A 14,975-nucleotide genomic window follows, 5' to 3' on the forward strand; every position below is an offset into this window, starting at 1 on the left:
CGGCTAGCGAACCGTCAGACGATCCGGGGCCGCGGCGGCTGCGTCTCGCAGGACGAAGATCCCGTCGACGACGGGGACGGTCACGATCGAGGAACCGGTATGGGCGAGCACGTGGTGCGCGCTGTCGCGGGTGACGCCGACCAGCACGCGCGTCTGCGGCTCGCCGCCGGTCGCTCTCTCGAACGAGATCGTCGCGAGCCCCTCACGCCGCGCCCGCCACGTCTCATTGCACGCGGTGCCCGCCCCGGGGATGCCCGGGACCTGGCTCACGATGCAGAGGTAGCCGGCCCCCGGGACGAGCCAGTACGCGCCCGGAAGGCCGACCGGAATGCGCTTCGCGAGCGCCCAGTTGACGCCGAATCTGCCGGTCCCGAGTATCCGCCGCGTCGCTGCCGGCAGCCCGTCCGGCCGCATCCGCAGCAGTGAGAAGCTGCGCGTCTGGGAGCGGTCGGCGTGCGCGAGCGTGCGTGTCGACGGTTTGCCGGTCTCGCCGGATTCGCCGGCGGGCGTCGTCGTCGCGGGCGTCGTCGTCGCGGGTGGCGTCGAGCCGGACCCGCACGCGGCCAGCAGCAGCGCAAGCGCGGCGAGCGAGCCGGCGCAGCTGCGCCGGCTCGCGTGCGCTGCGGTGTGGCGCCGAGGCGGCGTCCGCACCGTCACCGGGTGATCAGGTCGTGTCGCCGGAGACGATCGTCAACCCGCTCCCAGGCGGGTTCCACTCGATCCACGGCACCTTGTTCCCGGTCGAGCCGGAGTACCAGTTCGCCCAGGTGTTGGCCGGCACGCACTGGCCTCTGGTCGAGTTGGCGCCGACGCATATCGCGTGCGTGTTGCCCTTGCCGGCGACGTTCGACAGCACGCGCGCGCCGCCGAAGCATGGCTGGTTGGGACCGACGTTCGCGCCCGCACAGAACGGCTGCGCTCCGGCGGTCGACGAACCAGCCGCGAAGGCGATGCCAACGACTGTCAGTGCCGCCGCGAGCAGCATCGCCGCGCGGCGGATCAATCCATCCGTCATCGACTCTTCCCCCTGTACGTTCAGTGAATTGTCCATCCAGCGCTTGGCTAGTGGGCCCCCTGCCAATGCACTGGCTTGCGGATTGTAAGGAGCTGGTTGACGGTGCGTCAAGTCGCGCGGTGTCGTGCGTGGGACCGGCGGTCGCCCGCCGGTCCCACACGCGATCTAGTTGAGCGTTGCCGCGAAGTTGAACGTCTGGCCTCCGCTGCTGGCGTAGCCCGCGGTCCGGCAGACTGTCGACGACACGCAGGAGACGCCGAGCAGCACGTTGGTTCTCGTGCCCGGGTTCGGCGTAACGTGGGTCGTCCAGGCGGTTCCGTTCCAGCTTGCCGCGAAGCTCTCGCGCACGCCGCTGGGAAGCTCGAACCAGCCGACCGCCGTGCAGGCCGTCGCCGAGGTGCACGACACCTCCTCGAACTGGCTGGACGTCGCGAACGCGGGCCGCGGCGCCGCCTCCGCGGTCCAGGTGGTGCCGGAGCCGCCCCACCGGACGACGTAGGCTTGCCCTCCCGCTGAACCGACGCCCATGCAGGTGATCGGGTTGGTAACGGTGCACGACACGCCGAGCAGGTGGCCGCTCGATGCACCGGCCGGCAGAGGAGTCGTATGGAGCGTCCAACTGAACCCGGTCCACCGCTGCATCAGCGGCTGCGTGACGCCGCTCACGCTCGCGTACCCGGCCGCTATGCAGTCGAGGGACGACGTGGGGCACGACACGCCGGTGAGCGAGTTGTTGGTCGAGCCGGGCGCGTTCAGCGGCGTGCGCGTGCTCCACGTGGAGCCGTTCCAGGCGCTCGCGAACGTTCTCAGCACGCCCGCGTCGACGTAGTACCCCACCGCCAGGCAGGCGAGCGACAGGAAGCAGAAGGTGTCGTTGAGGCCGGCGGAGGCCCCACCTGGAGTCGGCACGCTCCGCAGGTCCCATGCACCGCTGTCCGAATCCGTGACGGCGTAGGGAAGCTGTGGTCCGCCTCTCACGTTGTAGACGCCGACCGCGGTGCACCAGTAGTTGCCGGAGATGCAATGGACGCCGCGGAGCTGTGAGGCCACGGTGCCCACGGGCTCGGGCGTGTCATAGAAGAGCCAGGTGCCGGTTGCGCCGAGGAGCATCCGCGCGTTGTCCGCCCCCTTGCCGACTGAGAAGCAGCCGTTGACGACGAAGCACGTGATGTCGCTCAACGACTCGTTGCTGACGGGCGTCGGGAGCGTCCGCTGAACCCAGCTCGGCGTGTCGTCGTCCCGTGCGGCGAGCGGTCTGACTGGGCCGCCGGCGACGTCGGTGTAGCCCGTCGCCATGCAATTGGCAGCGTCACACACGACCGCATCGAGGCTGCTGAATCTCGCCCCGCCCGGGCTGGGCGTGGGGTCGAGCTGCCATGCGGTTCCGGTTCCCCATTCGGACCCGTTCCAGCGCAGGGGCGAGCGTGCGGACGACGCCGGCGTCAACGGTGAGGCCGACCGCGGAACAGAGGCTGAGTCTCACACAGGACACTCCCCGGAGCTCGCTGTACGTGGTGCCTGCGGGATTCGGGCTCGGCACCAGCGTCCATGCTCTTCCACTGCCGTGAAGGGTCAGCGTTCTCGCGTCACCGAGGTCGAAACTGGTGCCGACCGCTATGCACGTGTCCGAGTCTAGGCACGAGACGCCCACCAGCACCTCTCTGGTCGACCCGGCGGGGCTGGGTATCGCGGGCGCCGACCAGCTCGTGCCGTTCCAGAAGGCACCCAACCCGGTCATTCTGCCCGATCTGTCCACGTAGCTGCCGACTGCGACACAGAACGTGTTGCTGCGACAGGTGACGGCATCGAACTGGCTCGCCTGGGCGCCTGCCGGCAGCGGTATCGACTGCAGCGTCCATGCCGATCCGTCCCAGCGCTGGGCTATCGCGGATCTGACCGATCCCACGACGGCGTACCCGACCGCTGTGCACGTGCTGGAGATCCAGCAGCTGACGTCGTGCAGCGTCGTCGTCGTCGCTCCAGGCGGGTTCACTGTTCTCTGGACGGACCACGAGGTGCCGTTCCAGCGCTCGGCGAGGCTCACCTCGTCCGTCGCCGTCGTGTAGGAGCCGGCCGCGACGCAGACGGTCTCCGAGGGGCACGTGATGCCAAGGAAGCGGCTGTCGACCGCGTCTCTCGGAATGATGGGTGTCTGCAGGGCCCATCTGCCTCCCTGCCAGCGGGCGACCACCGGCGTGTCGACCCCACCGTCGGTGCTCATGCCCGCCGCGGTGCAGAAATCTGTCGACTGCGGATCACGATCGCACGAGAAGTCGTACAGGTAGCTGTCGTCGGCCCCCGCAGGCTCCGGTGGAGCTTTCTGGCTATTGGAGCCGCGCGCGCAGCTTCTCGAATGTCAGGACGGCGAAGTTGGAGCGAAACGTCCACGTCTGCGCGACGGTCGCGCGCTCGTTGATAGAAGCGTCTCGGCGCCAACTAGCAACGCCACACCGGGGGGTCGACCGCACCGTCGGGTCGGCTGGGACAACCACGGTGGTCAACCACCGAAGACCAGGAGACGGACAGTTGCGCACAACTTCAGGGGCGCGGTACATCGCGGCTGCGATCGCGACGGCGGTCGCCGTCTTGACGTTCGCCGCGGCGGCCGGGGCGGTGAGCGTCAACGGGTTCGCTTACCAGGCGCTGGGGCCCTACTCAGAGGTGGGCGAGTTCTACGAGAAGGGGCTCGGGCTGCCGCATGCGCGGGCGATCGTCGCGTACGACTCGGCGGACAGCCCGGCGACGATGGCCAGCATCCACCAATGGGTGCAGAGAATGCAGTCGCGCGGTCGTCAAGTGTTGATCTCCTTCAACCACAACAACAGCGCACCGCCCGACCCCACGACGTACGGTCAGAGAATCAGAGCGTTTCGCGATTGGATGATCGACCACGGCAGCGCGATCCCGGAGTTCACCGCCTGGAACGAACCGAACCATCCCGCTGAGAACGACACGACAAGAGTGAGACTCAACCCCTCCGCGGCGAACCAGGCTCCTCTCGCGGCGCAGTATTGGAAGAGACTGAACTCGCTCTGCCAGATCGCCGTCAACGGGCAGAGATGCGCCGCGATCGCCGGCGACTTCTCGGACCCCAACCCCACGCTCTCCGGTCACATCTCGTTCTTCAACAGATATGTCGCGGACTACACAGCCGAGTTGAGCGTCGGCACAGACAGAGCGACGCCGTCGAAGTGGGCGATCCACCCGTACTCGGCGATCGCCAACAAGAACTTCAGCGTGGTCGAGTCATGGATCAACAGCAACACCGGATCCGCCGACGTCTGGCTGACCGAGCTCGGGGCGAAGTTCTGCCGGGAGAACTGGGGCTTTGAGAACCTCGCGGGAACCCCGGGCAACGCCATCACCGCCGCCGCCTACCAAGACGACCGCGCGAGAGCATTGAAGGGATCGCTTGCGGGGCTCTCGTCGCGCGTGACCCGTGCCTACTACTACACGCTCGGTGCGCCCGCCGCCGACCCTCACAAGCATTGCGATATCGAGCCCGGTTGGGACACACAGTTGCTGGGCGATCAGTACGGGTACGGCTCCGCGGAGCGCCCCGCCTTCCGCGCCCTGTTCCCCTCGGCGCCGACGCCGCAGGCACCTGCCGTGGCGACGACCGGCGCGTCGAGCGTCAATACGACGACGGCGACGCTGAACGGCACGGTGAACCCGCTGGGGCTCACGACGACGTACCGCTTCGAGTACGGCGACACCGCTGCGTATGGGGCCTCGACACCTGACACGAGTGCGGGCGCGGGGAGCAGCGCGATCAACGCCAGCGCCAACCTCACCGGCCTGCGGCCAGGCACGACCTATCACTACCGTCTCGTCGCCAGCAACGTGATGGGGACGAGCTACGGCGCCGACCAGACGTTCAAGACCCTGGCGGAGCCGCACGTCGCGTTCGTCGACGCCGAGTGGGGGCAGGACACGATCACCGACTGGTCGTTGACGCTGCCGGCGGGCTGGCAGCAGCGCTTCTTGTTCGGCTCGCGCGTGGCGGCCGGAACGAGCCCGGCCGCGGTGACGCTCAACGGCACTCCGTACATCGCGTTCGTCGATGCTGACAACGGCAACACGATCACGGTCTGGAAGAAGGATCCGATCGCCGATTGGCAGCGGATCTTCCTCGGCGGTCCCGCCGTCACGGCCGGGACCAGTCCGACCGCGGTGGTGATGGACGGGGAAGTGCGCATCTTCTTCGCCGACGCGACGCTCAACGACACGCTCACGGAATGGAGACTCAGCGGGGGCAGATGGCTGGAGCAGGGGCTCTATGTCGACGCGATGGCGACAGGCACCAGACCGTCGGCCGTCGTGAGCGGCGACACGCTGCACCTCCTGTACGTCAGCGCCGCGGGGAGCACCATGGCGGCGTGGCGCTGGACGGCGGCCAGCGGCTGGCACCACTCGCGGCTCTACCAGGATCCGGTTGCGGCCGGTACGAGTCCGAGCGCCGTCCTCTCGAAGGGCACGGTGCACGTCTTTCACGTCAACGCGAGAAACAACCACACGATCTCCGACTGGACGTGGGACGCGAACGGCTGGGTTCAGCATCCCCTGTGGGGCCACAGAGTCGCGGCCAGAAGCAGTCCGAGCGCGATCGTGAGCACCGCCGGCGATCCGCTCGTCTTCTTCGTCGACGACGAGAACAACAACCGCGAGACGACCGCGTGGGTGTGGGCCGGCACGGCCGGCTGGCAGCAGGCATTCCTCCACGGCGAGAGAGTCGCGGCAGGCACGAGTCCGAGCGCGGTGATGACCGACGAGACCCCGCACGTCTACTACGTCAACGCGGATCGGGCCAACTCGATCACCGACTGGAGCTGGACGACGACGAGAGGGTGGCAGCAAACGTTCCTGTGGGGCCACAGAGTCGCCGCAGGCAGCAGCCCCGCCGGCTGGTGACGAGAGCGGAGGGCCGCCGGAACTCGACTTCCGGCGGCCCTCCGCGGCAGGGTGTCGTTCTGGAGGGGGTTGAAGGCTCCTCGCGCCGGGGCGCTCAGCCGGCCGCGGCCGTCAGTCCGAGCGCGTCGGCGAGGCCGGACCGGGAGTTGATCCCGAGCTTGCCGTAGGCGTGGCCGAGGTGGTGCTCGACCGTCTTGCGCGTGACCCACAGGGCCTCGGCGATCTCACGGTTCGAGAGCCCCTCCGCGGCCAGCTCGGCGGTGCGCCGCTCGCTCGGCGTGAGCGCCTCGGCGCCGCTCAACAGCTCGCGTCGCGGGCGGCCGCCGGCCGCCTCCAGCTCAGCTCGCACGAGCCGGCTCAGCAGCGTCGACTCGGCGCGCGTGGCGAGGTCGAGCGCCGGTCTCAGCGCCGCGCGCGCGTCGCTGCGCTTCCCGCTCCGGCGCAGGAGCGCGCCGAGGTCGTGCAGCGCCCACGCGCGCTCCATCCGCAGCGGGCTGCCGGCCAGCGTCTCGACCGCCTCCTGCAGCTGCTCGATCGCGTCGCCGCCGAGCGCCCGCGCCCGCACCCGCAGCGCCGCGCCGAGCGCGCCGGGGGTCCCCGCCGCGCGTGCGACGGCGACGTCGTGGTCGGCCAGCTCCAGCGCCTCGTCGCGTTCGCCGCGCATCGCCAGCAGCTCCGCCAGCCGCAGCCGGCCGCGCGTGGCGAACGGCGCGCGCCAGCCGCGCGCGTCGCCCGCGGCGATCACGTGGCGGAAGTCCTCCTCGGCGTCCACGCCGCGCCGCAGGTGGGCGCGCACGAGGCCGCGAGCGGAGCGCACGAACGGCTCGACGAACGTCCCCTCCGCGGCACCGAGCGGGCCGTCGACGATCTCCGCGGCTTCCTGCGCGCGGTCGAGCAGCAGCAGGTTCTCGGCGGTGATCGCGGCCAGCGCCGGGGTCGTCACGTCGAGGTCGAGCGCACGCACCGCGTCGAGCCCGAGCCGCGAGCGCGCGGCGCCGGTCGCGACCGAGCCGAAGTCGCGGTGCCAGTAGCCCCACGACTGGTTGACGAACAGGCTGGCGATCTGCAGGCCGCGCCGGCGGATCTCGTTCTCGCCGTCGGTCAGCAGGCGGCCGCACGCCTCGGCGTCCTCGGCGAAGCGCAGCGCGTGCGTCAGCAGGTTCCAGGTCGAGCCGCCCTGGCCGACGTCGTCGACGAGCGCGCCGCCTGCAGTCGCGCGGCGCGCCAGCTCCAGCGTCTGCCGCGGCGGGGCGCCCGCCATCGACGCCTGCACCGCCACGTGCGCGAGCATCACCGGCGAGGGGTCGACAGCGGCTGCGGCGGCCTCCAGCCACGCGTCGCGCTGGCCCGCGAACGCGTCGACGAAGATCAGCGCCTCCGCCACGAACGCCTCCAACCGCAGCCGCAGCGCGGGGTCGGCGGTCTGCGCCCGCGCCTGCTCGGCGAGCGTGAAGGCGGCCTGCGGGTCGTTGTGGACGAGCACGAACGCGAGCGCCGCGCGCGCCCGCACCGCGTCCTCGCCGTCGAGTCCCGCCGCGAGCGCCTCGTGCAGCCGCTCCGCGCCGTGTGGCCGCTGCGCGCGCAGCTCCAACTCGCCGAGCTCGGCCAGGACGCGCGGACGGTCGGCGGCCGGCGGCGGCTCCTCCAGCGCCCGTGCGAGCAGCTCGACGGCGGTCTCGGTCGCGCCCTCCGCCGCGGCGATGCGGGCGGCGGCGTAGAGGTCGGCGACTGCGTCGGCGCTGCCGGACGGCTGTGCCGCGAGCCAGTGCGAGGCGACCTCGGTCTGGCGCGCGCCGCGCTCGCGCAGCCGCGTCGCGCAGTCGCGATGCAGCCGCATCAGCTCGCCGCGCGGGGTGGAGGCGACGACAGCGGAGCGCACGAGCGGGTGGACGAACGCGCGCCCGCCTGGCGCGAGCATCGCCGCCGCGACGAGCGCGTCGACCGCGCGGTGGGCGGCGTCCGGGGCGAGCCCGGACAGCGCCACGACGTCGTCGACCGGCGCGCGCTCGCCAGCGACCGCAGTCGCGCGGGCGACCGTGACCGCGTCAGGTCCGAGCGTCCGCAGCCGCCGCTCGACGATCCGCGCGACGCCGCGGCTGCCGATCTCCGTCAGCTGCTGCGCCTCGGCCTCCAGGCCGCGCAGGCCGCTCGCGGCCGACTCGCGCCCGAGCACGGTGACGAGCAGCGGGTTGCCGCCGGTCGCGACGCGCGCCGCGGTGACGAACGCGGGCGCGGGCTCGCCGCCGAGCTCGCGTCCGAGGATCGCGCCGATCGCGTGCTCGCCGAGCGCTCCGGGCAGCAGCGTCTGCGCCGCCGGCCCGGCCGCCAGCTCCGTCAGCACGGCGGCCGGCGCGTCCGGCTCGTTCGGCCGCATGCTGCCGACGACCAGAACCGGCAGCTCGTCGACGCGGCGGCCGAGGAACTCGAGGAAGCGGACCGAGGCGACGTCGGCCCAGTGCAGGTCGTCGACGCGCAGCACCAGCGGGCGCTCCTCGGCGAGATTCGCGACGAGCCATGCGAGGCCGCTGAGGACGCCGTACTCCGGATCCGCGTCGCCGCTCGCCGCGTGCTCGAAGACGGCGATCGCGCGGCCGGCGGCGCCCGCGAACAGCTGCTCGCGCGCGTCGGCGCTAAGGCTGTCGAGCGTCTGCTCCAGCAGCTGCAGCACGACGCCGAACGCGAAGCCGCGGTCGAGCTCCGACGCGCGCGCGCCGAGCACGAGCGCGTCGTGCTCGCGCGCGAGCGGCCCGACCGCGTCGATCAGCGCGGTCTTGCCGATCCCCGCCGGCCCCTCCAGCAGCACGACGCCTCCGCGCCCGGCGACGGCCGCCTCGAGCGCGCGGTGCAGCGTCGCCGTCTCGCGGTCGCGGTCGAGCAGGGAGGTCTCTGACACGGCACGGCAGTCTAGAGCCGCGCGTCGCGCCAGCAGGTGCCGAAATCCGGCGGGGATCCGGGCGACACGGCCCCGGATCCCCGCCGCCTCGCTCACCGCTTCAACGTGACGCTGCCGTGCGCCTTGCCGGCGCTCAGCCGGAGCTTGACCGAGCGGCGGTCGCGCAGCTGCCGGCGCGCCTTCGCGGTGAAGACGAGCTTGACGCTCGCGCGGCCGGATCTGCCGACCTTCGCGCGCCCCGACGCGACGACCTTCGCGCCCGTGATCGCCGACGCTCTGACGACGCCGGGCTTCAGGCCCGACAGCTGCACCGTCAGCCCGTTCTTCAGTGCCGCACCGAGCGTGACGCGCTTGCGCAGCGTGATCGCGGCGCCGCGCGGCGGGCCGGCGGTGTCCGGCGCCGGGGTCACCGGTCTTCCGGGAGCGACCGGGCCGGTCGGCGTTCTCGGCGGGCTCGGTCTTCTCGGCGGGTTCGGTCTCTGCGGTGGGTTCGGTCTGTCCGGCGTGGCCGGCCGCGCGGGCGGCACGTCAGCCGGCCCCCAGTCGGGGTTGCTCGCGCCCGGGATCAGCAGCCGCTTGGTGTGTTCGGCCGTCGGCGTACCGCAGTCGTTCGCGAAGTCCGGCAGCGGCAGCACGTTGACGCCGCCCGCGTCGGCGAACGCCAGCGTCTTCCCGTCGGGTGACCACGACGGCGAGCTGACGCGGCCGTTGCCGTCTTCGAGCCGATAGCAGTTCTGTGGCACCTGCGGATAGCCGCCCATCGCGCGGTAGAGGAACAGCGTCTCGCGTTGCTCGCCGGTGACGAAGACGAGCTTCGTCTTGTCGCGCGTCATCTCGCCGTCGTTGAGCCCGCCGGGCGCCGACGGGTCGAAGAACCAGCGTGACAGCGCACCGGGGAGCCCGCCGGCGGCGTCGCCCGGCGTGTGGACGACGGCGTCCGGGTTGCCGACCTGGATCGGATCCGACAGCAGCGTCTCGCCGTCGCCGTTCCACGACGGGCCGACCCAGCCGGTCTGCTCGTTGTAGCCGGGCTTGTCGAACGGGCTTCTGCCGTCGGGCGAGATGTAGTTGGTGCCCTGGCGGCCGTAGACCGTCTGGCAGCCGGTCGACGGATTGCAGTTCGGCGTCTCGCCGAACTGGGTGTAGTACCAGGTGTACGCGATCTTCATGCCGTCTGGGGAGATCGCAGGGTCGAACGGGCCGCGGAACTGCGTGCCCGGCATCGTGTACGAGTGCGGTGTGAGGACGTCGTATCTCGTCGTGCCGTCGGCGTTGACGATCTTGCCGTCAGGCTCGAACGTGCGGATCCTGTCGCCGTGCAGCGCCGCGATGCGACCGCTGTCGGCCTGCGAGACGGTCGAGTACCCGCCGTCGAACGTGACCTGGTACTGGCGAGCGCCGTCCGGGGTCGAGAGCCAGACGTCGCCGCCCTTGACGTAGGCGATCGAATCGGCGGAGGCCCCTCCGGCGGCCAGCAGCAGCGTGCTGCCGGCGACGGCGAGGGCGGCGCCGAAGCGCCGTGGGAGTGGTGTGTTGAGCATGGCGCCGATGCTCGTCCCGCCCTATCGATCTCGCGACGGGAGCCCACCCCAGGGTCTGCCCTGAACTTGGGGTCGGGGTGCCCACTCCAGGGCCATTCCCAGGGAGGCTCCCCGATGTGGAGGGCTGCTGCCCGCGGCAGGCTCGTCGCATGACTTCGAACAGCAGACGGATCAGCGAGCGGCTCGCCCTCGCGGCGAGCGCGATCGCGCTCGCGGCGCTGACCGCGCCGAGCGCCCATGCGGCGAGCACGCCGACCTACACCGTCGACGTGACGGGCATCCACGTCGTCGACTGGCGGTACCAGACCGACAACTACCCAGACGAGTGCAAGGCCTGGGTGAAGGGGTCGGGGACCGCGACGCTCGGCATCCGCACGACCAAGCCGGCGCGCTACATGCTGCTGGCGTTTCCCGGGATGGCGCCGCAGCTGCTGATGTCCAAGCTCGGCAGATACGCCGGCGTCGCGCAGCGCACCGCCAGCGACTGGGAGGACCACGCGATACCCCAGACGTCGGCGTGCACGCCGTGCGGCCCGCTGAGCGAGTACGGCGAGTGCAGCGAACCGGGCCCGCCGCTCGCGCCGCTGCACGACTGCAGGAGACGCAACGGCATCGCAAGCGCGGCGGTGTCCCTGATCGAGGCGGGCAAGAGCCGCGAGCGCAACGGGCCGGCGGCGCTCGTCGACGCCCTGCGCGTCGACACGAGCGTCGTGGCGAGATTCCCCTCCTGTCCTCCGACCCAGCTGACCGAAGGGCCCGGCATGCGCAGCGAGAACGCGCGCGAGGTCAGCATCGTCGGCCCCAAGGTGCGCCGGATCCGCAGGCTCGCCCGCGGCCAGAAGATCACGCTCCACGGCTCCGTCGAGCGCAGCTTCGCGGGCGGACGAGAGACCCAGCGGTGCTCCAAGCCCGCGGGCGGTGCCGGCTACAGCGAGTGCGCGGTCACCGATGTCACCGTCGAGATCAAGCGGGTCGCCTGACGCGCGGGCAGACGCGCGTCCTCAGGGGTTGTAGTTGCCGCCGCACTGCAGCTTGCGGACGGTCCAGCGGCCGCTGCCGAGGAACCGCTCCGGATCCATCCCGAGGCTGACCGGGTCCGACGGGAGGTCGGTCGCCGTCACCTGCTGGAACAGCGGGTTGATCGTCGCCGCGGGCGGCGGCGCGCCGTCGCGGGCCATGTTGACCGTGGAGCCGTAGCCGCTGCCCTCGTAGGTCTTCTGCAGCTTCGTGTCGTCCTGCTGCGCGCGCAGGACGAGGCCGATCCACGGCGACGTCAGCCGCACCGCCGGGTCGGGATCGCCGCCGACGCGGAAACCGACCGTCTGCAGGTTGCCGGCCGGATCGCTCACGTAGGGGTTCTCGAAGCCGTCGTAGTTGGTGTCGTTCGCGTGGTAGCACTGGTACGTCCGCGGCGGCGACGGCACGCCCTGCTGGTTGATGCTCGTGTAGCGCGGCGAGATCGCCCACTGGTTGTAGGCGAGCGGCATCAGCGCCGTGTAGAAGGCGCGCTTCGCGGTCACCGAGAACGCCTGCTGGATCGCGTTCTGCGTCGCGCTGCTCATCGCCCAGCTGCCGTTGGCGGCCTGCGCCGCCTGCTGCAGCTTGCCCCAGTCGCCGACGAACAGGTCGCCGAGGTGGTCGAGCGTGCTCGCCATCGCCTCGTGGCGGTCGACGAGGTCCTGGCCGAGTCTGTACGCCTCGTCCCAGATCTGCTGCGTGTTCGGCTGCGAGCTGCCGTCGTCGTGCTTGGTGAGCGCGTCGGCGAGTCCGAGCGAGCCGGCGATCGCGCCCATCGGCGCGGCCGCGAACTCGGCCGCGGGGCCGCCACTGAAGTCGACCATCGCCTGCCCGACGTAGAGCGCGGTGGAGATGATCGAGAGCGAGTCGAGCGAGGTCTGCGTGCCGCGCTGGCTGTTGGCCTGCAGCACCTGGTCGACGATCCCGTCGGCGATCGACTGCAGGTCGACGTAGCCGGTGAACGCGCTGTTCATGAACACCTGCTTCCAGTTCGCGACCGCCGTGCGCACGTTCGCGACGTCGAGCAGCTCCGTCTCCAGCTGACCCTGCAGCGCGGTGAAGTCCTGCTGCGAGAAGCCGTAGCCCGCGCCGGGGAAGCTGAGCCGCGCGAGCTGATCGGCGGTGCTCGCCCAGTCGACGTCGCCCTGGCTGACGTACGCCGTGCGGACGTCGCCGAGCTGCGCGCCCGGGAACAGCGCGCCGGCGATCCAGGCGTTCGCCGCGCGCTGGCCCGGCGTGCTCGCCAGCGGCCAGGCCGTCGGCTGCTGGAACGCGAGCTGCCACATCGAGCTGGAGTCGAGGTCGGGGTCGGCGGTCGGCGAGCGCAGCGTCCACTGCGACTGCGCGTTGCGCGTCAGCGTCCCGATCACGCGCGCCTGCGACGGGATCGGATCGGTCTGCCCCTGAACGACCGCGGCGCCGGGGTCGTACGCGTGCGTCGGCGCGACGAGCGAGATCCCGCCCATGTGCCCGTAGTCGCGGCCGTAGTTCGCGACGAGGTCGTGCCCGGCGCGGCCGGCGAGCAGCCCGACCTGGCCCGCGACCGTCGGCCCGGTGCCGTTCCAGATGCCGGCGAGCGACGCGCGGTCCTGCGGGATCGTCCCGCCGAACCAGTCGAGGTTGCCGCTGTAGTCCGGCAGCATGTCCTTCAGCCACGCGGTCGAGCTCGGCGACGTGCCCCAGTATCTCGGCGTGCCGAACGACTGCAGGATCAGCAGCTGCGACTGCGGGTCGCCGTTCCAGTTGCGCAGGTATGCGGCCAGTGTGCGCACGCCGTCCTCGTTCGTCGAGCCGTCCGCGTTGTTGACGACGAGCGTGTTCTCGGCGTAGCCCTGCAGCCCGCCCGGTCTCAGCACCAGCAGGTGGAAGCCGAGTGCGCCCTGCGCGATCGGGTCCGAGCGGTAGGAGGTCGAGCCGACCTGGATCACGTTCTGCGTGTCCGACGAGCCGTCCGCGGCGGTGTCGAGCCGGACCTGCTCGGGCGAGACGAACTGGTACGCGTCGTTCACGACCGTCTGCAGGTAGCCGGTCAGCGTCCCCGGCAGCCCGGGGGAGCCGTCGAGGAATGCCGGCATGCCGGGCGGCGTGACGCCGTAGTTCTGCTGCGCGTGGCCGGCGGCGAGGCCGACGTGGCCGATCAGCGTCCACTGGCCGTTCCACAGGTCGCCGACGCCGTTCGGCGTCGCGCCGCTTCTGCTGAGCGTGCCGCCGAGCAGCGCGAACGCCTGCGTCGCGGCGTTGCCGTCGAGGCCGTTCCCGACCTGGTTGCCCTGGCCGGAGAGGATCACCAGCTCGCTCGCCGTCGTCTGCTGGAGCGCGGCGACGAGCGCGCCGCCCTGGTCGGCGGCGAACGACTGGACGCCGGCGCCCCACGGCCCCGACCACGGCTGCGCCGTCGCGGGGTCGAGCACGAGCATCTGCACCCAGTTGCCGCTCTTGCCGTAGTGCGCGCCGCCGATCTGGATCCCGCCGTCGCTCGTCATCGTCTGGATCGGGATCCCCATCGGCGAGACGGTCGGCGTCGCGACGACCTCGACCTCGTCGCTCGCCGTCGCAGCGGCGGCAGCAGCCGTGTCCGCGGCACGCGCCCGTCCGCTGCCGGCCGCGCGCGCCACCAGCTCGACGCGGTAGCGACCCGGCCGGTCGGTCCGCAGCCGCGGACGGCGCGCGCCCGGATCGCGCAGCCGCGCGCGCGAGCCGCGCGGCTTGGCGGTGATCCGCCAGCGGAAAGCGACGCGCTCGCCCGCTCTCCGCGGGCGCGTGCGCGAGCCGTCGAGCACGACGCTGCGGCCGGCGCTCGTGCGGCGGCCCGCGCCGGCGGCGACGAGCGGCGCGCGCCGCGAGACGGCGAAGACGCGCGTGCGCTGCGCCAGCGTCCCGTCGTGCCGCTCGACCTCCGCGACGACGCGGTTGCGGCCGTAGCGGAGGCCGTCATCGCCGCCGAGCGGGCCTTCGAGCCCGCGCCGGTCCCCGGTCAGTCCCAGGCGCGTCTCGACGCGGCGGCCGTTGAGCCAGACGCGCGTCGCGTGCGGCGCGCGGCGGCGGCCGTCGACGACGCGGACGTGCAGCGCCGCGCGGTCGGCGATCCGGCCCGAGCGTCCGATCGCGAGGCCGCGGTCGTCGCGGCGCAGCGCGCGGAACGCGGTCGACGCGGTGCGCCGCGCCCGTCTTCCGCGTCTGCCGACGGCGACGAGCAGGTGCTGCTCACCGGCGCGGAAGTCACGGCCGCGGACGAAGCGGGCGCTGCGCACCCCGCCGGCCGTGCGGCCGAAACGGCGGCTGACGTCGCGTCCGTTCAGCAGCGCGGTGAAGCCGCTCGCACTGCCGACGCGCACGCGCACGACGAACGCCGAACTCGTCACGCGCGCACCCTCCCGGGGCGACAGGATCGCCGGGCGGCCGCCGCGCTGGGGCGTCGCGGAGGCGGCGGGGGCGAGGACGGAGAGGAGCGAGAGGAGGGCGAGCAGCGCGGCGCTCAGCGGCAGCGCGCAACGGCGGGCGGTCGAGGTCACGGCAGCATCGTGCACGGCCCTCGCGCGACGCGCGCCCGTGATCGCTCCCTGAGCATTCCGGCGCCGCTCCCTGATCTTTGGCGGCG

General features: G+C 72.0%; 9 protein-coding genes. 3 read left to right on the forward strand and 6 right to left on the reverse strand.

The annotated features are described in order from the left end of the window. Nucleotides 1-3: 3 nt before the first annotated feature. From CWOE_RS07125 to CWOE_RS07135, 3 genes are all read right to left on the reverse strand, one after another. Nucleotides 4-657, reverse strand: a complete 654-nt coding sequence (locus tag CWOE_RS07125) for a hypothetical protein (RefSeq protein WP_012932903.1) — start codon at nucleotides 655-657, stop codon at nucleotides 4-6. Between the two features lie 7 nt (nucleotides 658-664). Then, nucleotides 665-1,015, reverse strand: a complete 351-nt coding sequence (locus CWOE_RS07130) for a hypothetical protein (protein ID WP_148260922.1) — start codon at nucleotides 1,013-1,015, stop codon at nucleotides 665-667. A gap of 165 nt (nucleotides 1,016-1,180) precedes the next feature. Further along, nucleotides 1,181-2,311, reverse strand: a complete 1,131-nt coding sequence (locus CWOE_RS07135) for a hypothetical protein (protein WP_012932905.1) — start codon at nucleotides 2,309-2,311, stop codon at nucleotides 1,181-1,183. A 500-nt stretch (nucleotides 2,312-2,811) separates the two neighbouring features. Here CWOE_RS07135 and CWOE_RS07140 point away from each other — a divergent pair, with 500 nt between their 5' ends. Continuing rightward, on the forward strand, nucleotides 2,812-3,081 hold the full coding sequence (locus CWOE_RS07140; RefSeq protein ID WP_148260923.1) for a hypothetical protein: 270 nt from the start codon (nucleotides 2,812-2,814) through the stop codon (nucleotides 3,079-3,081). A 460-nt stretch (nucleotides 3,082-3,541) separates the two neighbouring features. Further along, the gene (locus CWOE_RS07145) at nucleotides 3,542-5,926 is read left to right on the forward strand and encodes a fibronectin type III domain-containing protein (RefSeq protein WP_012932907.1); all 2,385 of its coding nucleotides are present in this window, start codon (nucleotides 3,542-3,544) and stop codon (nucleotides 5,924-5,926) included. 94 nt (nucleotides 5,927-6,020) lie between these two features. Here the strand turns inward: CWOE_RS07145 and CWOE_RS07150 are convergent, their stop codons facing one another. Together CWOE_RS07150 and CWOE_RS07155 are read right to left on the reverse strand one after the other, a co-directional pair. After that, complete coding sequence (locus CWOE_RS07150; RefSeq protein ID WP_012932908.1) at nucleotides 6,021-8,819, reverse strand: helix-turn-helix transcriptional regulator; 2,799 nt, start codon at nucleotides 8,817-8,819, stop codon at nucleotides 6,021-6,023. A 92-nt stretch (nucleotides 8,820-8,911) separates the two neighbouring features. Beyond that, entirely contained in the window at nucleotides 8,912-10,360 is a 1,449-nt protein-coding gene (locus tag CWOE_RS07155; protein WP_012932909.1) for a PD40 domain-containing protein, read from the reverse strand. A gap of 149 nt (nucleotides 10,361-10,509) precedes the next feature. Between CWOE_RS07155 and CWOE_RS07160 the strand changes: the two genes are divergently transcribed. Next, nucleotides 10,510-11,340 (forward strand): hypothetical protein, encoded by an 831-nt coding sequence (locus CWOE_RS07160; protein ID WP_012932910.1) that lies wholly within the window; start codon nucleotides 10,510-10,512, stop codon nucleotides 11,338-11,340. 21 nt (nucleotides 11,341-11,361) lie between these two features. On the opposite strand, the gene CWOE_RS07165 is transcribed toward CWOE_RS07160, so the two are convergent. Beyond that, complete coding sequence (locus CWOE_RS07165; protein ID WP_012932911.1) at nucleotides 11,362-14,889, reverse strand: hypothetical protein; 3,528 nt, start codon at nucleotides 14,887-14,889, stop codon at nucleotides 11,362-11,364. Between the last annotated feature and the right edge of the window lie 86 nt (nucleotides 14,890-14,975).

The sequence above is a fragment of the Conexibacter woesei DSM 14684 genome, from assembly GCF_000025265.1.
Classification (GTDB): domain Bacteria; phylum Actinomycetota; class Thermoleophilia; order Solirubrobacterales; family Solirubrobacteraceae; genus Conexibacter; species Conexibacter woesei.

Bases quoted from the DNA above. Each gene is read 5' to 3' on its own strand.
- CWOE_RS07130 (WP_148260922.1), bottom strand. From the start codon at position 1,015: ATGACGGATGGATTGATCCGCCGCGCGGCGATGCTGCTCGCGGCGGCA.
- CWOE_RS07155 (WP_012932909.1), bottom strand. From the start codon at position 10,360: ATGCTCAACACACCACTCCCACGGCGCTTCGGCGCCGCCCTCGCCGTC.
- CWOE_RS07135 (WP_012932905.1), bottom strand. From the start codon at position 2,311: ATGGCGACGGGCTACACCGACGTCGCCGGCGGCCCAGTCAGACCGCTC.
- CWOE_RS07160 (WP_012932910.1), top strand. From the start codon at position 10,510: ATGACTTCGAACAGCAGACGGATCAGCGAGCGGCTCGCCCTCGCGGCG.